Origin of the sequence: Peribacillus sp. NPDC096379 (assembly GCF_044762875.1) — a bacterium.
Lineage (GTDB): Bacteria > Bacillota > Bacilli > Bacillales > DSM-1321 > Peribacillus.
This window is the reverse complement of record NZ_JBIWFD010000001.1, coordinates 1,271,597-1,288,045: the sequence shown is the minus strand read 5'-3', so window position 1 is coordinate 1,288,045 and position 16,449 is coordinate 1,271,597. Positions and strand designations below refer to the sequence as shown.

Here is a 16,449-nt window from a genome sequence, read left to right as displayed (position 1 = left end):
TTCGCAAATTTGCTACTTGGGACTTTATCTAAAATCACCCCAAATGAATCTAGAATATATTTACGTATGTATGGAATATCTAAATAGAGTGCTCAATCGAATTTTGGTTTAGCACTCTATTTAGATTGGCATATGCGAATTAGAGAATTTTAGAAGCAATATGTGTAGCAATCATTCCACCATGGAAACGACCATTTTCAATAAAGATTTCATTCGCATTATTTCCAGCAGCAATAACCCCAGCAATGTATATTCCAGATACATTCGTTTCCATTGTCTCATGGTTAAATATTGGTCTGCCATTCTCTTCTTGAATGTGAATCCCCATTCTTTCTAAAAAGGAATAATCCGGATGATAGCCTGTCATAGCAAACACATAATCACTTTTAACTGCTTCGACACGCTCAGCCGTATGATAGATTACTTGGTTTTCTGTGATTTCATCAATATGGGCACCAAATTCCATTGTGATTGTCCCATTTTTAACTAGTGATTCGAACTCTGGTAATATCCACGGTTTAATGCTTGGAGAATATTCTATACCTCGATAAAGAACAGTAACCCTTGAACCGGCCTTTACGAGCTCCAACGCAGCATCAATACTTGAATTTTTTCCACCAATCACTGTTACATCTTTATCAAAGAATGGGTGACCTTCCTTAAAATAATGCGATACATGCGGAAGATTTTCACCTGGAATATTTAGATAATTCGGGTGGTCATAATAACCAGTTGCGACAATAATGGCTTTCGCCGAATAGGTTGCTTTAGAAGTAATAACGACAAAGGTACCATTCTCTTCTTTTTCAACATTGGTTACATTTTCAAATGATGATATTCGTAATTGTTTTCTCTTCACTACTTCTCGATAATAGGCTAGCGCCTGATTCCGGACTGGTTTTCTATTTTCTGTAATAAAAGCAACATCGCCAATCTCAAGTTTTTCACTCGTGCTAAAAAACGTCTGATGAGTGGGGTAGTGATAGATAGAATTCACAATATTGCCTTTTTCAATAACAAGTGCCTGAATTCCTTCATTCTCTAAAGCAATGGCTGCAGCGAGGCCACATGGTCCCCCGCCAATAATAATCACTTCTTCTTGAATCATGTTTTACCCTCTTTCTTGTATCAAAGCACAAGTCGTCCTCTTATCGGCTTTTGATCTTGAACCGATGGCGCATTGTGCCTGTTTGCAGATGCGATTCCTTATATTTCAAGAAACTTTTCAAAAAAAAATCTCCTTTTCATTAAGAATAGGAGATTTTGTCACTTTCATCAATTAATTAAGCTTAAGACTTAAATCCAACCGCGGAAACGTGAGGCCTCTGCCATTTTTCTTACCCCTACCATATAGGCAGCCAAGCGCATATCAACACGTCTTGTTTGTGCAGTGTCATAAATATTATTGAACGCTTTAATCAAGATTTTTTCTAGCTTCTCTTCTACTTCTTCTTCACCCCAGTAGTATCCTTGGTTATTCTGAACCCATTCAAAATAAGAAACGGTAACTCCACCGGATGAAGCAAGTACGTCTGGTACAAGTAAGATGCCGCGGTCAGTTAAGATTTGTGTAGCTTCCATCGTTGTTGGACCATTAGCTGCCTCGACAACAATCTTCGCCTGTATATTGTGAGCATTATCTTCTGTTATTTGGTTTTCAATAGCTGCTGGCACAAGAATATCACATTCAAGTTCTAACAACTCTTTATTTGTAATCGTATTCTTAAATAACTTGGTAACCGTTCCAAAACTATCACGGCGATCAAGTAAATAATCAATATCCAGTCCATCCGGCTCATAAAGGGCACCATAAGCATCAGATATCCCTACGACCTTCGCACCTGCATCATGCATAAATTTCGCAAGATAGCTTCCAGCGTTACCGAATCCTTGAACAACGACGCGTGCACCTTTTACATCGATGCCTTTTTTCTTAGCCGCTTCATGAATAACAATTGTAACCCCTTTCGCCGTAGCTGAATCACGACCGTGTGAACCACCTAAAACAAGCGGTTTACCCGTAATGAAACCAGGGGAGTTGAATTCATCCATTCGGCTATATTCATCCATCATCCAAGCCATGATTTGTGAGTTGGTAAATACATCAGGAGCAGGGATATCCTTCGTTGGTCCAACGATTTGACTAATCGCACGCACATAACCGCGGCTTAATCTTTCTAGTTCACGAAACGACATATTACGAGGATCACAAACGATTCCGCCTTTTCCTCCTCCATATGGTAAATCAACAATTCCACATTTTAAGCTCATCCAAATAGATAATGCCTTCACTTCTTTTTCAGTCACATCTGGATGAAAACGAATTCCACCCTTAGTAGGACCTACCGCATCATTATGTTGAGCACGATATCCAGTGAATATTTTTACTGAACCATCATCCATTCTTACTGGAATCTTCACTGTTAACAAACGCAATGGTTCTTTAAGCAGCTCATAAACTTCCTCAGGATAACCAAGCTTGTCCAATGCTTTATGTATTACAGTCTGAGTAGACTTCAGCACATCATATTCTTGTTCTTGGTTAGTATGGTCAGTACCTTTCTCGGCTACCATCTGTATACCTCCTAGAATCTTCAGTAATTACTTTGAGTCATCTTTCATACAAAACGTAAAATGGCTTTAAAACGCCACTAGTTACAATGAAGGATAGATCATTAAGCACGCTACACTCGCTAAAATCACAATGGTGGCGGTGCAAAGCCGGAATATCGAATGCTTTCTCGTTAATAAATATAAGTATACCGTTAAATGGATTAGCTATATGAGTAAGTCGCGAAGCCCTGTCCTCATGTCCTTCATTCAAAAGTATACACCTTTGTATCATTTCTGCAAAGCATTAAAATTGGAAAAAGTCGAATAATCACAAACTTGCTGAAAGCGGCATCATTTATCTTACTCTATCCTACGTAATAAGACAGTTAGACCTTGGATTTACAAAGTAGGAAAGAGCAATTGAACGTTGTTTTTCTTGCCATTGCTCTTTACCTTTCCATAACATAATTATTTGGAAAAATACTTCGTAAGTATTAGATGAGCGTTTTCAGGTATAATACAATTTCCATACTCCTTTAATCTAGATATAGTCAACGTAGACGCATACCCATATTCAGCAGAAAGCGAAATGATCGTATCATACGACTCTTCCGGCACCTTTTCAATCAGAAAATAATATTGACTCTCAAATTCATAAAGGGTTATGCAAACATTCATTTGTTTTACACAATGCGCGAGTTGAATAACTGCTTCAATATCTGCAAACGTATAAAGTATATAAGGATGTTCACCAATCCGAACATCTAAATCCAGGTATTCATCTTCATCAGTCAACATATCTTCCTCGTTCTTAGACACAACAATAATTAACCCTTGTGCCTGTAAGGAAAAAATCTCAACCGCAATTGATCCGCTCATTTTAAAGTTCATTTCCTCACATGCTTCTTCCACCATTTCCTGAAAAAGTTTGTGAATCTTGAGTGAATTAGCCTTAATATCTTCTATGGTTATCCCTCGATCAAACAAGTCATCGAACGTTAAAAATATTTTAATCTTGTTATTCGTCAGTCGCTCAAGCTTCATAAAAGAATGCCCCCTGAATAACCATTTTCATACATCATATGAAAACGATTAATCACGGTGCATATCCATTTTCGCTTCTAATTAATCCTTCCTTCTCATCTTCGATTCCGACAATTATATCAGGGTTTGTGTGTTTCACTTTTTCCACCAACTTAAAAATGTCTGTTAAATGTTCAGACAATACTAAATCTGGTTTAACATTTTCTAATAGAGGTTGTTCAAAAAGTCCGGTTAAAAAGCTTACGAATTGCTTCAAAGTTCATTAATGACCTCCTGTTCAAATCGCTCAGTCCTCTCGAGATGAGCTCCTCGAACTTCTCGGCTCTTTCATCCCCCTTTTTGAACACGCACTAATAGAGTGGCATTAAATCCTTTCAATCAACACTTAAAACAAGGTAAATCAAAGAATAAAAACTCGTAAATTGACATTTGTCCAAGCTACAGTTCAATGATTTTTGATTTATATTCCGTATCCTTTCCATTTTGAAGCGTCAGTAAATGGGTCTCTGGCTTTGCCCCCAGCCGTAATGGTATCGTACTTGTTCCATACCCATTACTCGTTAAAAAAAGCGATTTTTCAGTTTTAGTTATTCCTCCATGCTCATATGGTCCGATTCCAAAAATCCTAATTTGTCCGCCATGAGTATGACCAGATAAAACAAGATGAATATTATGGCTTCTTTTCACCTTATTGACAATAAGTGGGTTGTGGCTAATTAAAATTCTAAAATCAGTCGCTACAGCATCTTTACGAGCTAAATCATACCTCGCCTTTTTTTCACTTATATCCTCAATACCAATTAACGTAATCTTTTGATTTTCTGATACTGTAAGCCTCGTCGATTTATTATTAAGGACTGTCACCTTTTGCCTCTCGAGTATATTCAATAATTCTTGCTCATTTTGTTCATAATCATTATTTCCCCATACGAAATAGACGGGGCCTATTTCTTTTAGTTTTTTAATATTCGCAGTCACCCGATTCCACGGAACTCCTCCTTCTCTTAAATCACCACCAATGATGACGATATCCGCTTTATTACGGACATAATCGATTAGCTTAGGTGACACCTTTCGCCTATGTATGTCAGATATAAAAAATAAAGAAATAGGATGTGCTGATTCCGAGAAATCTTCAAAGTTCAAGGATTGTACTAAAATTCTATTTAAAAATGCCATTCGCCACATATACCCTATCAGGACTATAATTATGGCGAGACCTATAATTATTCCGTTTTGAATCATCTATTGACAGCCTTCCTTCTCATCACTTACCATTTGATTTTAAATAAAAATTGTATGGGATAGAACGCCACCATTTTCCATGAAGGATCAATCATTACACAGCTACACTCACCTCATCACAATGGCGGCGGTGCGGAGCCGGAATTTCGGACGCTTTCTTGATTACATAAGTATACTTGCTAAGTAGATTGGCTATATGAATAAGTCGCGAAGACTAAGTCCCCATGTCCTTCATACAAAAATAGGCTGACCCAAAGTCAAAGAGTCATGCCCCTGATGAAACAATTTACATGTTATGTTGGAAAGCACGTTTATTATAGCTCTATTTACTTTCATGATACAGATTTATATCATAATTTTTCTTCATCATTTCAAACACCTTGTGCCGATTTTCCCATTTCATCTCAGGTTTCCACAGCTCTTTGCTTTTATGAATGATTTCTTTTCTCATTGTATGGTATTCCAGCTCTGCTTTATCAGCCTTTTTCTTCATGATACCCATGTAACCGTACAAGCCCACTGTCATTAGTAAAAATAGCATATGCGTAAACTGATCAACAAACGCAGAAAACATTGTGAAAAAAGAATAAGAATAGGGAATAATTATAGCAGTGTATAGGTAGGCAAACAATGAACCTGCGGAAATAATTGTTGCCCACATCGTCATGGTATGCTTTTTTTTCAATGCCTCAAATTTTCTTTTTCGCTCTACTACATGCTGCAACATTTGTTTCGTCGCCTGATCAGTATTATCGTCCAATAATAGGATGGCTGACTCCATTTACTTCCCCTCCAATGCGTCTACACCATCACTATATGTGCATGTCCCAAAACTATGACTGAAAACTCTTATTCATTTTCCTTTAAAGGGATTTTTAAAACTTGACCTACCTGTATTTCATCTCCCTTTAAATGATTCCATTCTTTAATCTGTTCGATACCAGCAGCAGATTTATAATAGTTCGTTGCAATAATAAACAAACTTTCATTTGGCGAAACGGTATGATAAACAATTTGGTACCCATCTTTTGCGTCCTGTTTTTTGTCTTTCTTCTCTTTCCTTTCTGATACAGATACCGAAGGTTTCTCCACAGGTTGTTCAATTTCTTCAGGTAGGTTAGAAACACCAGGGACTGCTTCCTTATCATTCGTTTTTTCTTGCTCTGAATCTATCGTTTCGTTTGATTCTACATCGTTTATGCGCTTTGTAACTTCTACTGTTTCAAATCCACTTGTTTTCTTTTGTGGAGTTAATGAAATTGGCTTTTCTTTTTCTAAGTATGGTAATAAAAAATATATCGCAATAGGCATAGCAATAAAGAAAGCAGCTAATATCTTAATTAACGGAAACCTATTCTTCCGCTTTTTTTTCTTTTTCGCTCGAAGTTCGCTCCTGGTTGGTAAAGGTTTCGCGTTCTTTCTTACATTATTTTCTTGAAACTCGTTTGGTGTATTATCGGGATGCATCATTCTTCCCTCTTTCTATCAAGGTTCTTTCCTTTTGTCATCTTAATTATTAGCCCTAAAATGAAATCAATCGTGAAATGCATACTAATCGTCACATATAAATTACCTGTCATTTCAAAAATGAAACCAATAAAAAAGCTTAATAAAATAATATTGACGAATAAAAATGGATGAAACAAATAGCGATAATGAACAAGGGCAAAGAGAACACTTGTCCATATTAATCCAATATGGGTTTGTAACACGCCTCTGAACAGAACTTCCTCACTTATTGCAACCGATAATGCGACCACGGCAATCATCGGATAGGACAAACTCGTAAAGATTCTTTCATTGATTCCTCCATCATTGTGATACGCTTCTGGCAAGAGTTTCATCATCACTAAATCTAGCAAAACAACAGTGATTCCTGCACTAACTCCAATATAAATTATTTTCCATTCCATTCGAAAAATTTTCGTGAATGATGAAAAGTAATCAAATAGAATGAACCCAAGTATAGCAGAAATAACCAAAAGTAGAATCTGTGTTAAAAATAATTGCTTATGTAGCTCTTGATTGGAAAGCCGTCCAATGAGCTCAGCTTGTTTGTTCTTCATTGGTTTTTGCTTCTCCTATCAAAATGGCAGCCAATTCCTGCTTCCATGTTTTTTTCAACTCTTTAACTATTAGGTCATCATGTGGTAAGGATGCTAAAAGCTCATCTGTCACCACTTTGCAACGGTCACAGCAAGTTTGATTTTTTTCTGTCATAGCCACATCAAAGTAAGACAGAATATTTACCCGTCTGCAGCCAGAAACGGAAACCCAACGAAAGAAACGCTCAAGTTTGTTTTGATTTTCAAACCTTCTCTCATTAGCAATTTTCTTTAACTTCTTAGTTATCATAAACGGATCTTCACGTTCAAATTCTTTTACAAAATGCGTAATCCATCTCCACTGCACATCTGTCAATGCATGCATTTCTCTTAATTCTATTTCTTGCCTTGGTTCAATATTCCAAATACCTACTTCAAGTTTATGAAGAGATGCACAAGTCTCTTCAATTTGATAAAGTGTAGGCAACTGCTGCTCTGCTAGATGGAGTGGTAAACCTTCATCACCGTCACAATACAATAGAATGGCTGCACTTTGCTTCCCGTCACGGCCTGCTCTGCCTATTTCCTGTAAATAAGCTTCCATCCCTCCTGGCAAATGAAAATGAATAACGACTCTTACATTATTTTTATTCACACCCATACCAAATGCAGAAGTCGCACAAATGATACGTAATTGTCCATGAAGAAACTGCTGTTGAATCAGCATCCTTTGCTCTTGTTCCATCCCTCCGTGGTAATAATCAATATCCTTAACACCATTTTCTTGTAAAAAGTTCGTAACAAATTCTGCCGCTTTCTTACTTGAAAAATAAATAATCCCCGATCCATCAAAGCTGTTTACTAATTCCTTGAGCCTTGCAAGCTTTTCAGCATACGAAGAGAGCTCCTCAACAATATAAGCAATATTACTGCGATCCACAGAAGTAATGACTTCCTTTGTTTTTTTGAGTTTCAGCTTCTCTTTAATATCTGCTTGAACCGTTTTTGTAGCAGTTGCCGTCAATGCCAACGTAAGAGGATTGTTCAATTTACTCCTTATATTTCCTAAGTTCAAGTAATCCGTTCTGAAATCATACCCCCATTGTGAAATACAATGCGCTTCATCAATAACGAACAATCCAATTTCAAGTTTCTGCAATCGTTCGATAATACGAGGAATGGCAAGCATTTCTGGCGATAAGTAAATAAAGCGATACGAGTCTAAACGCTCAATCGCTTCCCTTTTTTGAACCGATGTCAAAAATGAATTCAGTGTAATTACACTTTTTTCGCCTCGCATTTTTAGCTGCTCCGCTTGGTCCTGCATAAGAGACAGTAAAGGTGATACAATTATAACTGCTTTATTTAATACATAGGCTGGAAGCTGATAGCATAATGATTTCCCAGAACCAGTCGGTAACATTGCCAAAGTATGATTGCCCTCAAGTAGAGATTCGATGACTTCTTTTTGACCTGGACGAAACATATTATAACCGAATTGTTTGACTAAAATTTCTTCTATATTCATTTATCATCACCTGCTTTTGCCAGGACAAGGCGGATTTGAAAATAACTGATTTCATCATTGGCCACGATTTCTTTAACAGCACGTAATTGTTTCGTTCGACTCGTTTTAGCAGCTATCCTTATTGCTTCTTCAATTTTTGGAGACATAAAGCGCGAAATATTAAACCGTGGATCAGAGTAGGCGAGCTCCACAATATGATCTTCAATTGTACTTTGCTTTAATCTTCGAATAAAGGCAATCTCCTCTAACGATTTCCCATCATATAAATACTTTAAAGTCCTTTGCGTCGAGTTAGTTAACTGAGTGTGCGAATTGCCTTGAACATCTTTAATAATGCTGTATAAATAAGGATACTGCACTGATGAGTCATCTATTTGCTGTAACATAAAATGAATCGTTCCGAGAAATAAGTACCGCATATACCACTCGTCATCATGTAATTCTTTGGCGATTTGCGAATAAGTTCTTCCTATACGATGAATACCTGTTAATCTTTTTACAAAAACGTCTCGTTCCTTTTCCGGTCTTTTTTCCAGAAGTGTAGATAATTCGTCAAATAAATGACGCCCAATTTCCACTCTACTTTGCCGATTTTGGGCTAAATACCGTTTGACCCATGTTTGTGTTTGGAGATCCCTTTGAATCGGATAGAAACGATTTTGCTTGTGAATAATATGTGATATAGTTTGAATCAAGAGGCTTAATCTGCTCCAATACGATTGGGTACGATTTTGAAATCTGAATCCATTCAACGTTTCTGGGAATGGATACTTTTTCAGATGCTGTTGCAGTAGTTCTTGACCGTTCGAGGTTACCAGATAATAGCCATTTTGAGGTAAAGTGATAAGTAGCCCTGATTGAAGCAGATTATCTACAGTTATTTCAAGCTGTCTTCTCGAAATATCAGGTAATGTACCTAACAGATTCGTCAGTCCAAACAGATGAATATCTTGAATCGTTTGAGACGATTTTTTCCCCTTTAGCATATGTAAAATAGCATAAACAGAGCGTTCTCCATTAAATATACGAATACAATATAGGACGATCATTTCAAAGTAATTTTGCATTTTTTACATTCACAACCTTGTTATAATCTCTACCTTCTATCATTGTACCAAAACATTGAAGTCTATTGGTTATGAAACCTGATTGATTTTAAAAAACTGGCCGTTTTTTTAATATCAACATTAAATTTGTCACAAATTCATATCGTTTCGTTTGACAAAACCCGATACAAAAAGTGTTTTCATTACATTTATATTGAAAATTTCTACATTCAGTTTTACAATAAGGAAGTATGCAAGGGCATGAACCAATTTTAAAGCAGAAAAGTGCGGATTTACCGGGAGGAGTTTTGTAATGGCTAAATATACAATCGTTGACAAGGATACATGCATCGCTTGTGGTGCTTGTGGAGCTGCAGCGCCTGACATTTATGATTATGATGATGAAGGCATCGCCTTCGTAATACTAGATGATAATGAAGGAACTGTTGAAGTTCCTGATGTTCTTTTAGATGATATGATGGATGCTTTCGAAGGCTGTCCAACAGATTCCATCAAAATTGCAGATGAATCATTTGATGGAGACGCTACTAAATTTGAGTAAGCACAAATAAAAGCGAACAACTTTGAAAAACTCCACCTTACACATGTAAGGTGGAGTTTTTCAAAGTAAATATTAATCAATATTGTTAATAAAAAAGAGGCTGCCGCAATAGGTCAGACCCTGTTGTGACAGCCTCTTATCATCTATTCGCTTCAAGCATTATGAGATAATGCTTGTTTATCAATCCAAGTTTTCATTCTAATGTAAAGCAGTGTAAATACGATTGTAATCAATCCACCCTTCAAAATGTTGAATGGAAGGATTGCAGTCGTAACAAATTGTCTTGTTTCCTGAGATGACATGGCATCCCAGTTCATAAATAGCGTATACGCTGGAAGAATCACATAATAATTTAGCACACTCATTAATAAAGACATGATAATCGTACCCGCAACTAAAGCAATTGTCATTCCGTGTTTTGAATTTAATACTTTAAAAATGTAATAGGTTGGCAAAACAAATAGAACTCCAGCTACAAAGTTAGCAATATGCCCTACAGGCACACCCGTCGGACTTCCAATCATGACAAAATCCAATACATTTTTCAGCAATTCAACGATAATCCCTGCAATAGGACCGAAAATCAGCGCAGCTATTATGGCCGGAATATCACTGAAATCAATCTTTAAAAACGGTGGTAAACCAGGGAATGGAAAATTTAATACCATTAACACATAAGAAATACTCCCCAACATTGCCAAAATAACCAGTTTCTTTACATTGTACACCTTCATAGATCTCTCTCCTTCTTTTTTGTGATCTACCCCACGAAAAAGAGGATTGGTTCCATCGAAATTATTTGCGACCATTCAAATACCCTTTAATTCATAGAACTAAAGGGAGCTTTAAAGGTATCGTCAAATAAACGTTCAATTCAAGTAAAATTGAACATTTCGAAAGAAACCTCCATCTTCTCCCATCCAGACTATACTGTCGGCTTTGGATTCTCACCAAATCAACCCGAAGGTTCGCGGGCTTTGAAGGTGTCCCTTCATCACCGCCGGTGGGGAATTACGCCCCGCCCCGAAGATAGACCTATTCGATTTTTTTTCCGTTTCCGAAAATGTGTTTCAAGTAGTAGAATACAAGAAATATTATATGCGACCAGATTAGCCTCTGTTACCTATCTCTTAAGTTGGAGAACGAACTGCTACTAATCTATTACACATACATTTCCAAATATCCATACCATCTTGATTGGTTTTAATTTATCATCGAATGAAAAAAAAAGCAAGGATTTAAATTTGCACTATGATCAAATAAGTGTTAAATGATGAAATCTTCCTTGTTTTTAACATGTGAAAATTTCTAAAATTGACACTTGTATATCCATCCTGTAGAATTAACTGAAATTTAAGTTAATTATTTTAGAGGGGGTGTTTTGTTTTGTATCAGATTTTAGTTGCGGACGCAATTAAACCAGAGGGACTAGGGCCATTATTAGTAGCACCTATGGTAAAGCTAATTGAAAAAACAGTAGAAGAAGCCAAAAACGAACTTCATGAAATAGATGCGATCCTCGTTAGAAGCGCAACGACTGTAACTGAAGAACTAATTTCGTCTATGCCAAATCTTAAAATCATTGCTCGTGCTGGAGTCGGTATCGATAATATCGATGTCCCTGCTGCTACTAAACGCGGAATCGTCGTTGTCAATGCACCAGACGGGAATACAATATCTACAGCTGAGCACACTTTTGCTATGATGGCTTCTCTAATGCGTCATATTCCTCAAGCTCATGCCTCACTTAAGAATGGGGAATGGAAACGATCTTCTTTTACAGGTACAGAGCTTTATGGGAAAAGTTTAGGGATTGTCGGAATGGGCAGAATCGGCAGTGAAATCGCGAAACGTGCAAAAGTTTTCGGTATGGATGTACTCGTCTATGATCCATTCTTAACGACGGATCGGGCGAAGAAAATGGGGGTTACTCCGCTTGAGCTGGCAAAACTATTAACCTTGGCTGATATTATCACAGTGCATACCCCTCTTACACCAGAAACAAGAGGTCTAATAAATAAAGAAAATTTATTAACATGCAAAAAAGGTGTTTATCTATTAAATTGTGCTAGAGGCGGCATTATTAATGAAGATGATTTGTACGAATTGATTGTCATGAGGCATATCGCTGGTGCTGCCATTGATGTTTTTGCAGAAGAACCACCATTGGGACATAAATTACTCGAACTTGATTCAGTTATTGCAACACCTCATCTTGGGGCATCGACCAAAGAAGCCCAATTAAATGTAGCAACTCAAGTTGCCCAGGAAGTCCTATCCTTCCTTACTGGCAAACCTGTCACGAATTCGATTAACCTTCCGGCAATATCCAAAGAAGTGTTTGCTAAGGTTCAACCTTTTTATGAACTAGTAAAACAGATGGGATCGATTATCAGTCAATGTATGCCTGAAGGAATTCATGAAATCTCGGTGAATTATGCAGGTGAAGCTTTGGATTTTGATACAAGTATTTTAACAAAAAGTTTGCTATCTGGGTTCTTCAAGTCCAGATTAGATGTGCCCGTCAATGAAGTCAATGCTCTTTTGATTGCTAAAGAACGCGGTCTGACAATTGGCGAAAAGACTTCCCATGATACGTTTGGGTATAGTAACTTAATTACCGTTACAGCCAAGGGAGATAACAAACAACTTGGCATTAGTGGAACATATGTGGAAAACTATGGTTCACGCATCGTTCGTTTGAATGATTTCACAATAGATTTCCATCCTGAAGGAAATCTATTGTATGTCCAGCATATGGATCGCCCCGGGGTCATTGGCCGTGTTGGTAAAATAATCGGTGACCATGGTGAGAACATTGCGACCATGCAAGTCGGTCGTAAACAAGCTGGTGGGGAGGCCATCATGGTTCTCTCTTTTGATAATCCATTAAGTGATGACATGCAAGAGAAACTAAAACAACTTGAAGATATTACATTCTTATATCGAATCACGTTACAATGAAGTAACTAAATATCGCCTAATGAACAAAGAGGCTGTCCCATAACAAAATGATCAGAACCCACATTTACTATATATCGTTTATATGACAGATTAAACGGTGTATAGAGTATGAGGTCTGACCATTTGGGGATTTCCTCTTTTGCCAATTCATGAATCATATCGTGTCGTTACTCATCGTCAGAAACACAAAATTCACATGAAGTATCCGTATTTGTCCTTCACATTTTCGTTAAGATTTCTTGTAATGAATCCTTCGTCTACTTCATGCTTACCTTTCCCACCAATAAACATCAAACTGATACAAATTCCAAAAATCAATACAATCAACAAACGTTTTCCATAATCTAGCATATCTATCCCCTCACATAAATTTCATCAACTCTCTATTTGTATGAGAAATGATTGATATGTAGACCACTTCGTTCATTTTTTATTCCGGATAATAGGCTGTAATCTCCCACCTTCGCTTCTTCAATTCCTCTAAGCCTTAAAGTAAAGGGTTCATGCGGATTAAAATTATGATGAGGATTCATGCTGTTTCCATAGACAAATAGAGGATAGCATGAACCGCCTCCTCTAATGCCTTACTGGTGTATAGCGGTGGACGGTATGACTTAAAACGGTTACCCATTACATCGAATAGTAAACTAGATTTCGTATGGACATCTACTACTATGTTGCTCCGATTCGCCACCTAATTGAAGTCAGTTTCTCTATTTGCAATCAATCTACCTTAATACTAGGCAAAGGTGTTTTAACGCCATGAAAGTTTCTTATGAAACAAGATTTTCCGGCAAGATTTTCGTGTTTTATTCATTTTCTTTCATTTTTCGAGGCAAACTAAAAGTAAAAGTGGTTCCAACTCCAATCAAGCTGTTCACCGATATTTTCCCATCATGTGCATTGATAATATTTTTAGCGATAGAAAGCCCCAGACCAGTACCTGAACTCCCTCTAGTTCTTGCTTTGTCTGCTTTATAAAAGCGTTCGAACACAAAGGCTAAATCCTCTTTTGGAATTCCAGAACCTGAATCTTTCACTTCTATCATCAACCCATGGCGTTCATCTAGTCGTTGAATGATTTCAACTCTTCCACTAATCGGCGTATGACGAATGGCATTATCAATTAAATTCGTCAATACCTGTTCAATTCGGTCAGGATCGAACGTCCATTCAAGATTTGGATTTCTCAATGAAGTTATCAAAATAATTTCTTTCTCCTTAGCAAGTCCCGAAAATTTATAGACGATTCTTTCTAAGTAATCTTCCATTTGGATCCAATCACAACAAAGTTGCATATTTTCCGATTCTAATCTGGCTAAATCAAGCAAGTCGTTAACGAGTCGTCCCATTCTGAGCGATTCATCATAAATAACCTTTGCCATTTCCTTTTTGTCTTCTTCATTTTCAGCAATATCATCAATGATTGCTTCACTATACCCTTGAAGCATACTAATTGGTGTTCGCAATTCGTGGGAGACATTCGCAATGAAGTCAGTACGGAGTTTATCCATTTTCCTTTCATCCGTCATATCACGGATAATCGCAACTGCACCTCGGATGCTCTCACTTCCATATAACGGACTGACGATTAACACCCAATCATGACCTTGCAAAGAAATTTCACCAACTTGCTCTTTGTCAAGTAGCTCCGAGCGATCAAATAAATTCATGAGTACAGACGGAACCATTCCATTATTCTCAAGTTTCTCGAAAGTCCAACTATGCAAAAAACGCTCTGCAGGCGGGTTTGTTTGCAAAATGGTTCCATCTCTATTAAACGTAATGACTCCATCTGCCATACTTCTTAAAATGCTAGCTAGATGCTCTTTTTCTTGGTTTAAGGCACTCATGTTATTCTTCAACTGTTTACCCATTTGGTTAAAAGCAATCGCCAATTCACCAATCTCATCATCTGTTACAATCGGTACTTTTGTATCAAACTTCCCCTTAGCCACTTCAAATGCTACTTCCCGCATTTTCGTTAATGGAGCATTGATCCTCGTTGATAAAAAGAACGCAAAGATTGTTGTAAGGATAATTGCGACTCCAGCTGCAAGCAAAATGAACTTTGTAGTAGATGTAATGGCTTCTTCCATTGTTTCTAACGATTGAAAGAGAAAGACTTCATCTTGTTGACCATTTAAATCAAGCGGAACCCCAACAACAATGGCTGAAATCTTTTGATTACCAACTTTCAGTGGAAGCAGCAGTTCTTTCTTCACCATTTCCCTTTTTGTGAAAACCTTGATTAGATTAGGGTCATTTTTTAGAAATTCTGGATTAACACCGTATTTCTCCATTGCTTCTGAGCTGAAAATAATGTTCTCATCATTCAAAACGAGCATTTTGGTTTCTATACCGATCATTTCCGATGCAATCTGTAAAACTTCATCTGTATCAGCATGGGTATTGGTTATCTCGACAATACGTTTTGCGGTCTTCATTAAATTATTTTCAACTTCATCAATTTGAAAATTCCCAAAAAACTCGACGAGTAAAATCGTTAAAATGATTAAAACGAGGGATACCAATAATAAAATGGTCGCCCATAACTTGCCAACTACACTTCTCCATAGCTTCATTCTTGTATAACTTCGAACTTATACCCAACACCCCATACGGTTGTTATCATCTTAGCTGCATTTTCCGATATGCGATTCAACTTTTCACGCAGTCGTTTTACATGGGTATCTACAGTTCGAAGGTCTCCAAAAAATTCATAATGCCACACTTCTTTTAGTAATTGCTCACGATCAAACACTTTGTCGGGAGACTTGGCCAAGAAATATAATAATTCATATTCTTTTGGAGTCAATGATACTTCTACCCCATCAGCAGTTACACGATGTGCATCATGATCAATTGTTAAATGAGGAAACACAATAACATCCTTCGTAGCAGTATCAGGTTGTACATATGTCGTACTTGATGCGGTACGGCGCAACAATGCTTTTATCCGTAGAACAACTTCTCTAGGGCTAAATGGCTTCACAATATAGTCGTCTGTGCCTACTTCAAAGCCCTGTACTCGATTAACCTCTTCTCCTTTTGCCGTAAGCATGATAATAGGTGTCGCTTTTTTTTCTCTTAATTCTCGACACACTTCGATTCCATCTTTACCAGGCATCATAATATCTAGAAGAATTAAATCATAATCAATTGCGATTGCCTTCGTGAGCGCAATATCCCCATTTTCTGCCTCATCAATTTCATAGTTTTCCCTTTCAAGATACATTCGTAATAAGCGACGAATTCTATCTTCATCATCTACAACTAAAATTTTAATCGGATTTCCCATGTATGTTTGCACCCTTTCTTACCTCTATTCTACAAAATGAAAGCGGGCATTTCTATTCTCTTTCTGCTTTTGTACGAATGAATATTATGTTTGTCACAAATCTTTCACTTATTCAGGCTTTCATGTCCTATTCTACTACGAGTACAACAATCTTTTTTTAA

General features: G+C 37.2%; 16 protein-coding genes and 1 riboswitch. Of the genes, 2 read left to right on the top strand and 14 right to left on the bottom strand.

Annotated elements, in window-relative coordinates:
• Nucleotides 1-139 precede the first annotated feature (139 nt).
• The 10 genes from ACIQZI_RS06055 to ACIQZI_RS06010 all read right to left on the bottom strand — a co-directional run bounded on the left by ACIQZI_RS06055 (nucleotide 140) and on the right by ACIQZI_RS06010 (nucleotide 9,482).
• A complete protein-coding gene (locus ACIQZI_RS06055) occupies nucleotides 140-1,108 on the bottom strand; it encodes a YpdA family putative bacillithiol disulfide reductase (protein ID WP_403070545.1) in 969 nt (322 codons plus the stop codon).
• Nucleotides 1,109-1,296: 188 nt separating this feature from the next.
• Nucleotides 1,297-2,574 (bottom strand): Glu/Leu/Phe/Val family dehydrogenase, encoded by a 1,278-nt coding sequence (locus ACIQZI_RS06050; protein ID WP_062178549.1) that lies wholly within the window; start codon nucleotides 2,572-2,574, stop codon nucleotides 1,297-1,299.
• Nucleotides 2,575-3,021: 447 nt separating this feature from the next.
• Nucleotides 3,022-3,597 carry an adaptor protein MecA gene (locus ACIQZI_RS06045; protein ID WP_062178546.1) on the bottom strand — a complete coding sequence of 192 codons (576 nt, stop codon included), beginning with the start codon at nucleotides 3,595-3,597 and terminating at the stop codon, nucleotides 3,022-3,024.
• A gap of 52 nt (nucleotides 3,598-3,649) precedes the next feature.
• Nucleotides 3,650-3,853: a hypothetical protein gene (locus ACIQZI_RS06040; protein WP_403070539.1), complete on the bottom strand. Its 204-nt coding sequence runs from the start codon at nucleotides 3,851-3,853 to the stop codon at nucleotides 3,650-3,652.
• Between the two features lie 182 nt (nucleotides 3,854-4,035).
• Nucleotides 4,036-4,776, bottom strand: coding sequence for a metallophosphoesterase (locus tag ACIQZI_RS06035; RefSeq protein ID WP_403070536.1), 741 nt, complete (start codon nucleotides 4,774-4,776; stop codon nucleotides 4,036-4,038).
• Nucleotides 4,777-5,164: 388 nt separating this feature from the next.
• Nucleotides 5,165-5,623 carry a YpbF family protein gene (locus ACIQZI_RS06030; RefSeq protein WP_062178540.1) on the bottom strand — a complete coding sequence of 153 codons (459 nt, stop codon included), beginning with the start codon at nucleotides 5,621-5,623 and terminating at the stop codon, nucleotides 5,165-5,167.
• Between the two features lie 68 nt (nucleotides 5,624-5,691).
• A complete protein-coding gene (locus tag ACIQZI_RS06025; protein ID WP_403070533.1) occupies nucleotides 5,692-6,312 on the bottom strand; it encodes a LysM peptidoglycan-binding domain-containing protein in 621 nt (206 codons plus the stop codon).
• Nucleotides 6,309-6,908 carry a CPBP family intramembrane glutamic endopeptidase gene (locus tag ACIQZI_RS06020; RefSeq protein ID WP_062178533.1) on the bottom strand — a complete coding sequence of 200 codons (600 nt, stop codon included), beginning with the start codon at nucleotides 6,906-6,908 and terminating at the stop codon, nucleotides 6,309-6,311. Before ACIQZI_RS06020 ends, ACIQZI_RS06025 begins: the two co-directional genes overlap by 4 nt.
• Nucleotides 6,889-8,415, bottom strand: a complete 1,527-nt coding sequence (locus ACIQZI_RS06015; protein WP_403070528.1) for a RecQ family ATP-dependent DNA helicase — start codon at nucleotides 8,413-8,415, stop codon at nucleotides 6,889-6,891. The genes ACIQZI_RS06020 and ACIQZI_RS06015 overlap by 20 nt, the downstream gene beginning before the upstream one ends.
• Complete coding sequence (locus ACIQZI_RS06010; RefSeq protein WP_403070525.1) at nucleotides 8,412-9,482, bottom strand: YpbB family protein; 1,071 nt, start codon at nucleotides 9,480-9,482, stop codon at nucleotides 8,412-8,414. The genes ACIQZI_RS06015 and ACIQZI_RS06010 overlap by 4 nt, the downstream gene beginning before the upstream one ends.
• A 292-nt stretch (nucleotides 9,483-9,774) precedes the next feature.
• Here ACIQZI_RS06010 and ACIQZI_RS06005 point away from each other — a divergent pair, with 292 nt between their 5' ends.
• A complete protein-coding gene (locus ACIQZI_RS06005; protein ID WP_062178524.1) occupies nucleotides 9,775-10,023 on the top strand; it encodes a ferredoxin in 249 nt (82 codons plus the stop codon).
• 152 nt (nucleotides 10,024-10,175) lie between these two features.
• Here the strand turns inward: ACIQZI_RS06005 and ACIQZI_RS06000 are convergent, their stop codons facing one another.
• Nucleotides 10,176-10,757 (bottom strand): ECF transporter S component, encoded by a 582-nt coding sequence (locus ACIQZI_RS06000; RefSeq protein WP_403070522.1) that lies wholly within the window; start codon nucleotides 10,755-10,757, stop codon nucleotides 10,176-10,178.
• A 170-nt stretch (nucleotides 10,758-10,927) separates the two neighbouring features.
• A riboswitch (FMN riboswitch) is annotated at nucleotides 10,928-11,058 on the bottom strand.
• Between the two features lie 351 nt (nucleotides 11,059-11,409).
• On the opposite strand from ACIQZI_RS06000, the gene serA reads away from it, so the two are divergent.
• Nucleotides 11,410-12,987: a phosphoglycerate dehydrogenase gene (serA, locus tag ACIQZI_RS05995; RefSeq protein ID WP_403070519.1), complete on the top strand. Its 1,578-nt coding sequence runs from the start codon at nucleotides 11,410-11,412 to the stop codon at nucleotides 12,985-12,987.
• Nucleotides 12,988-13,179: 192 nt separating this feature from the next.
• Here the strand turns inward: serA and ACIQZI_RS05990 are convergent, their stop codons facing one another.
• The 3 genes from ACIQZI_RS05990 to ACIQZI_RS05980 all read right to left on the bottom strand — a co-directional run bounded on the left by ACIQZI_RS05990 (nucleotide 13,180) and on the right by ACIQZI_RS05980 (nucleotide 16,288).
• Nucleotides 13,180-13,338: a hypothetical protein gene (locus ACIQZI_RS05990; protein WP_157279413.1), complete on the bottom strand. Its 159-nt coding sequence runs from the start codon at nucleotides 13,336-13,338 to the stop codon at nucleotides 13,180-13,182.
• 458 nt (nucleotides 13,339-13,796) lie between these two features.
• Nucleotides 13,797-15,572: an ATP-binding protein gene (locus tag ACIQZI_RS05985; RefSeq protein WP_062178518.1), complete on the bottom strand. Its 1,776-nt coding sequence runs from the start codon at nucleotides 15,570-15,572 to the stop codon at nucleotides 13,797-13,799.
• Nucleotides 15,569-16,288, bottom strand: coding sequence for a response regulator (locus ACIQZI_RS05980; protein ID WP_062178515.1), 720 nt, complete (start codon nucleotides 16,286-16,288; stop codon nucleotides 15,569-15,571). Before ACIQZI_RS05980 ends, ACIQZI_RS05985 begins: the two co-directional genes overlap by 4 nt.
• Between the last annotated feature and the right edge of the window lie 161 nt (nucleotides 16,289-16,449).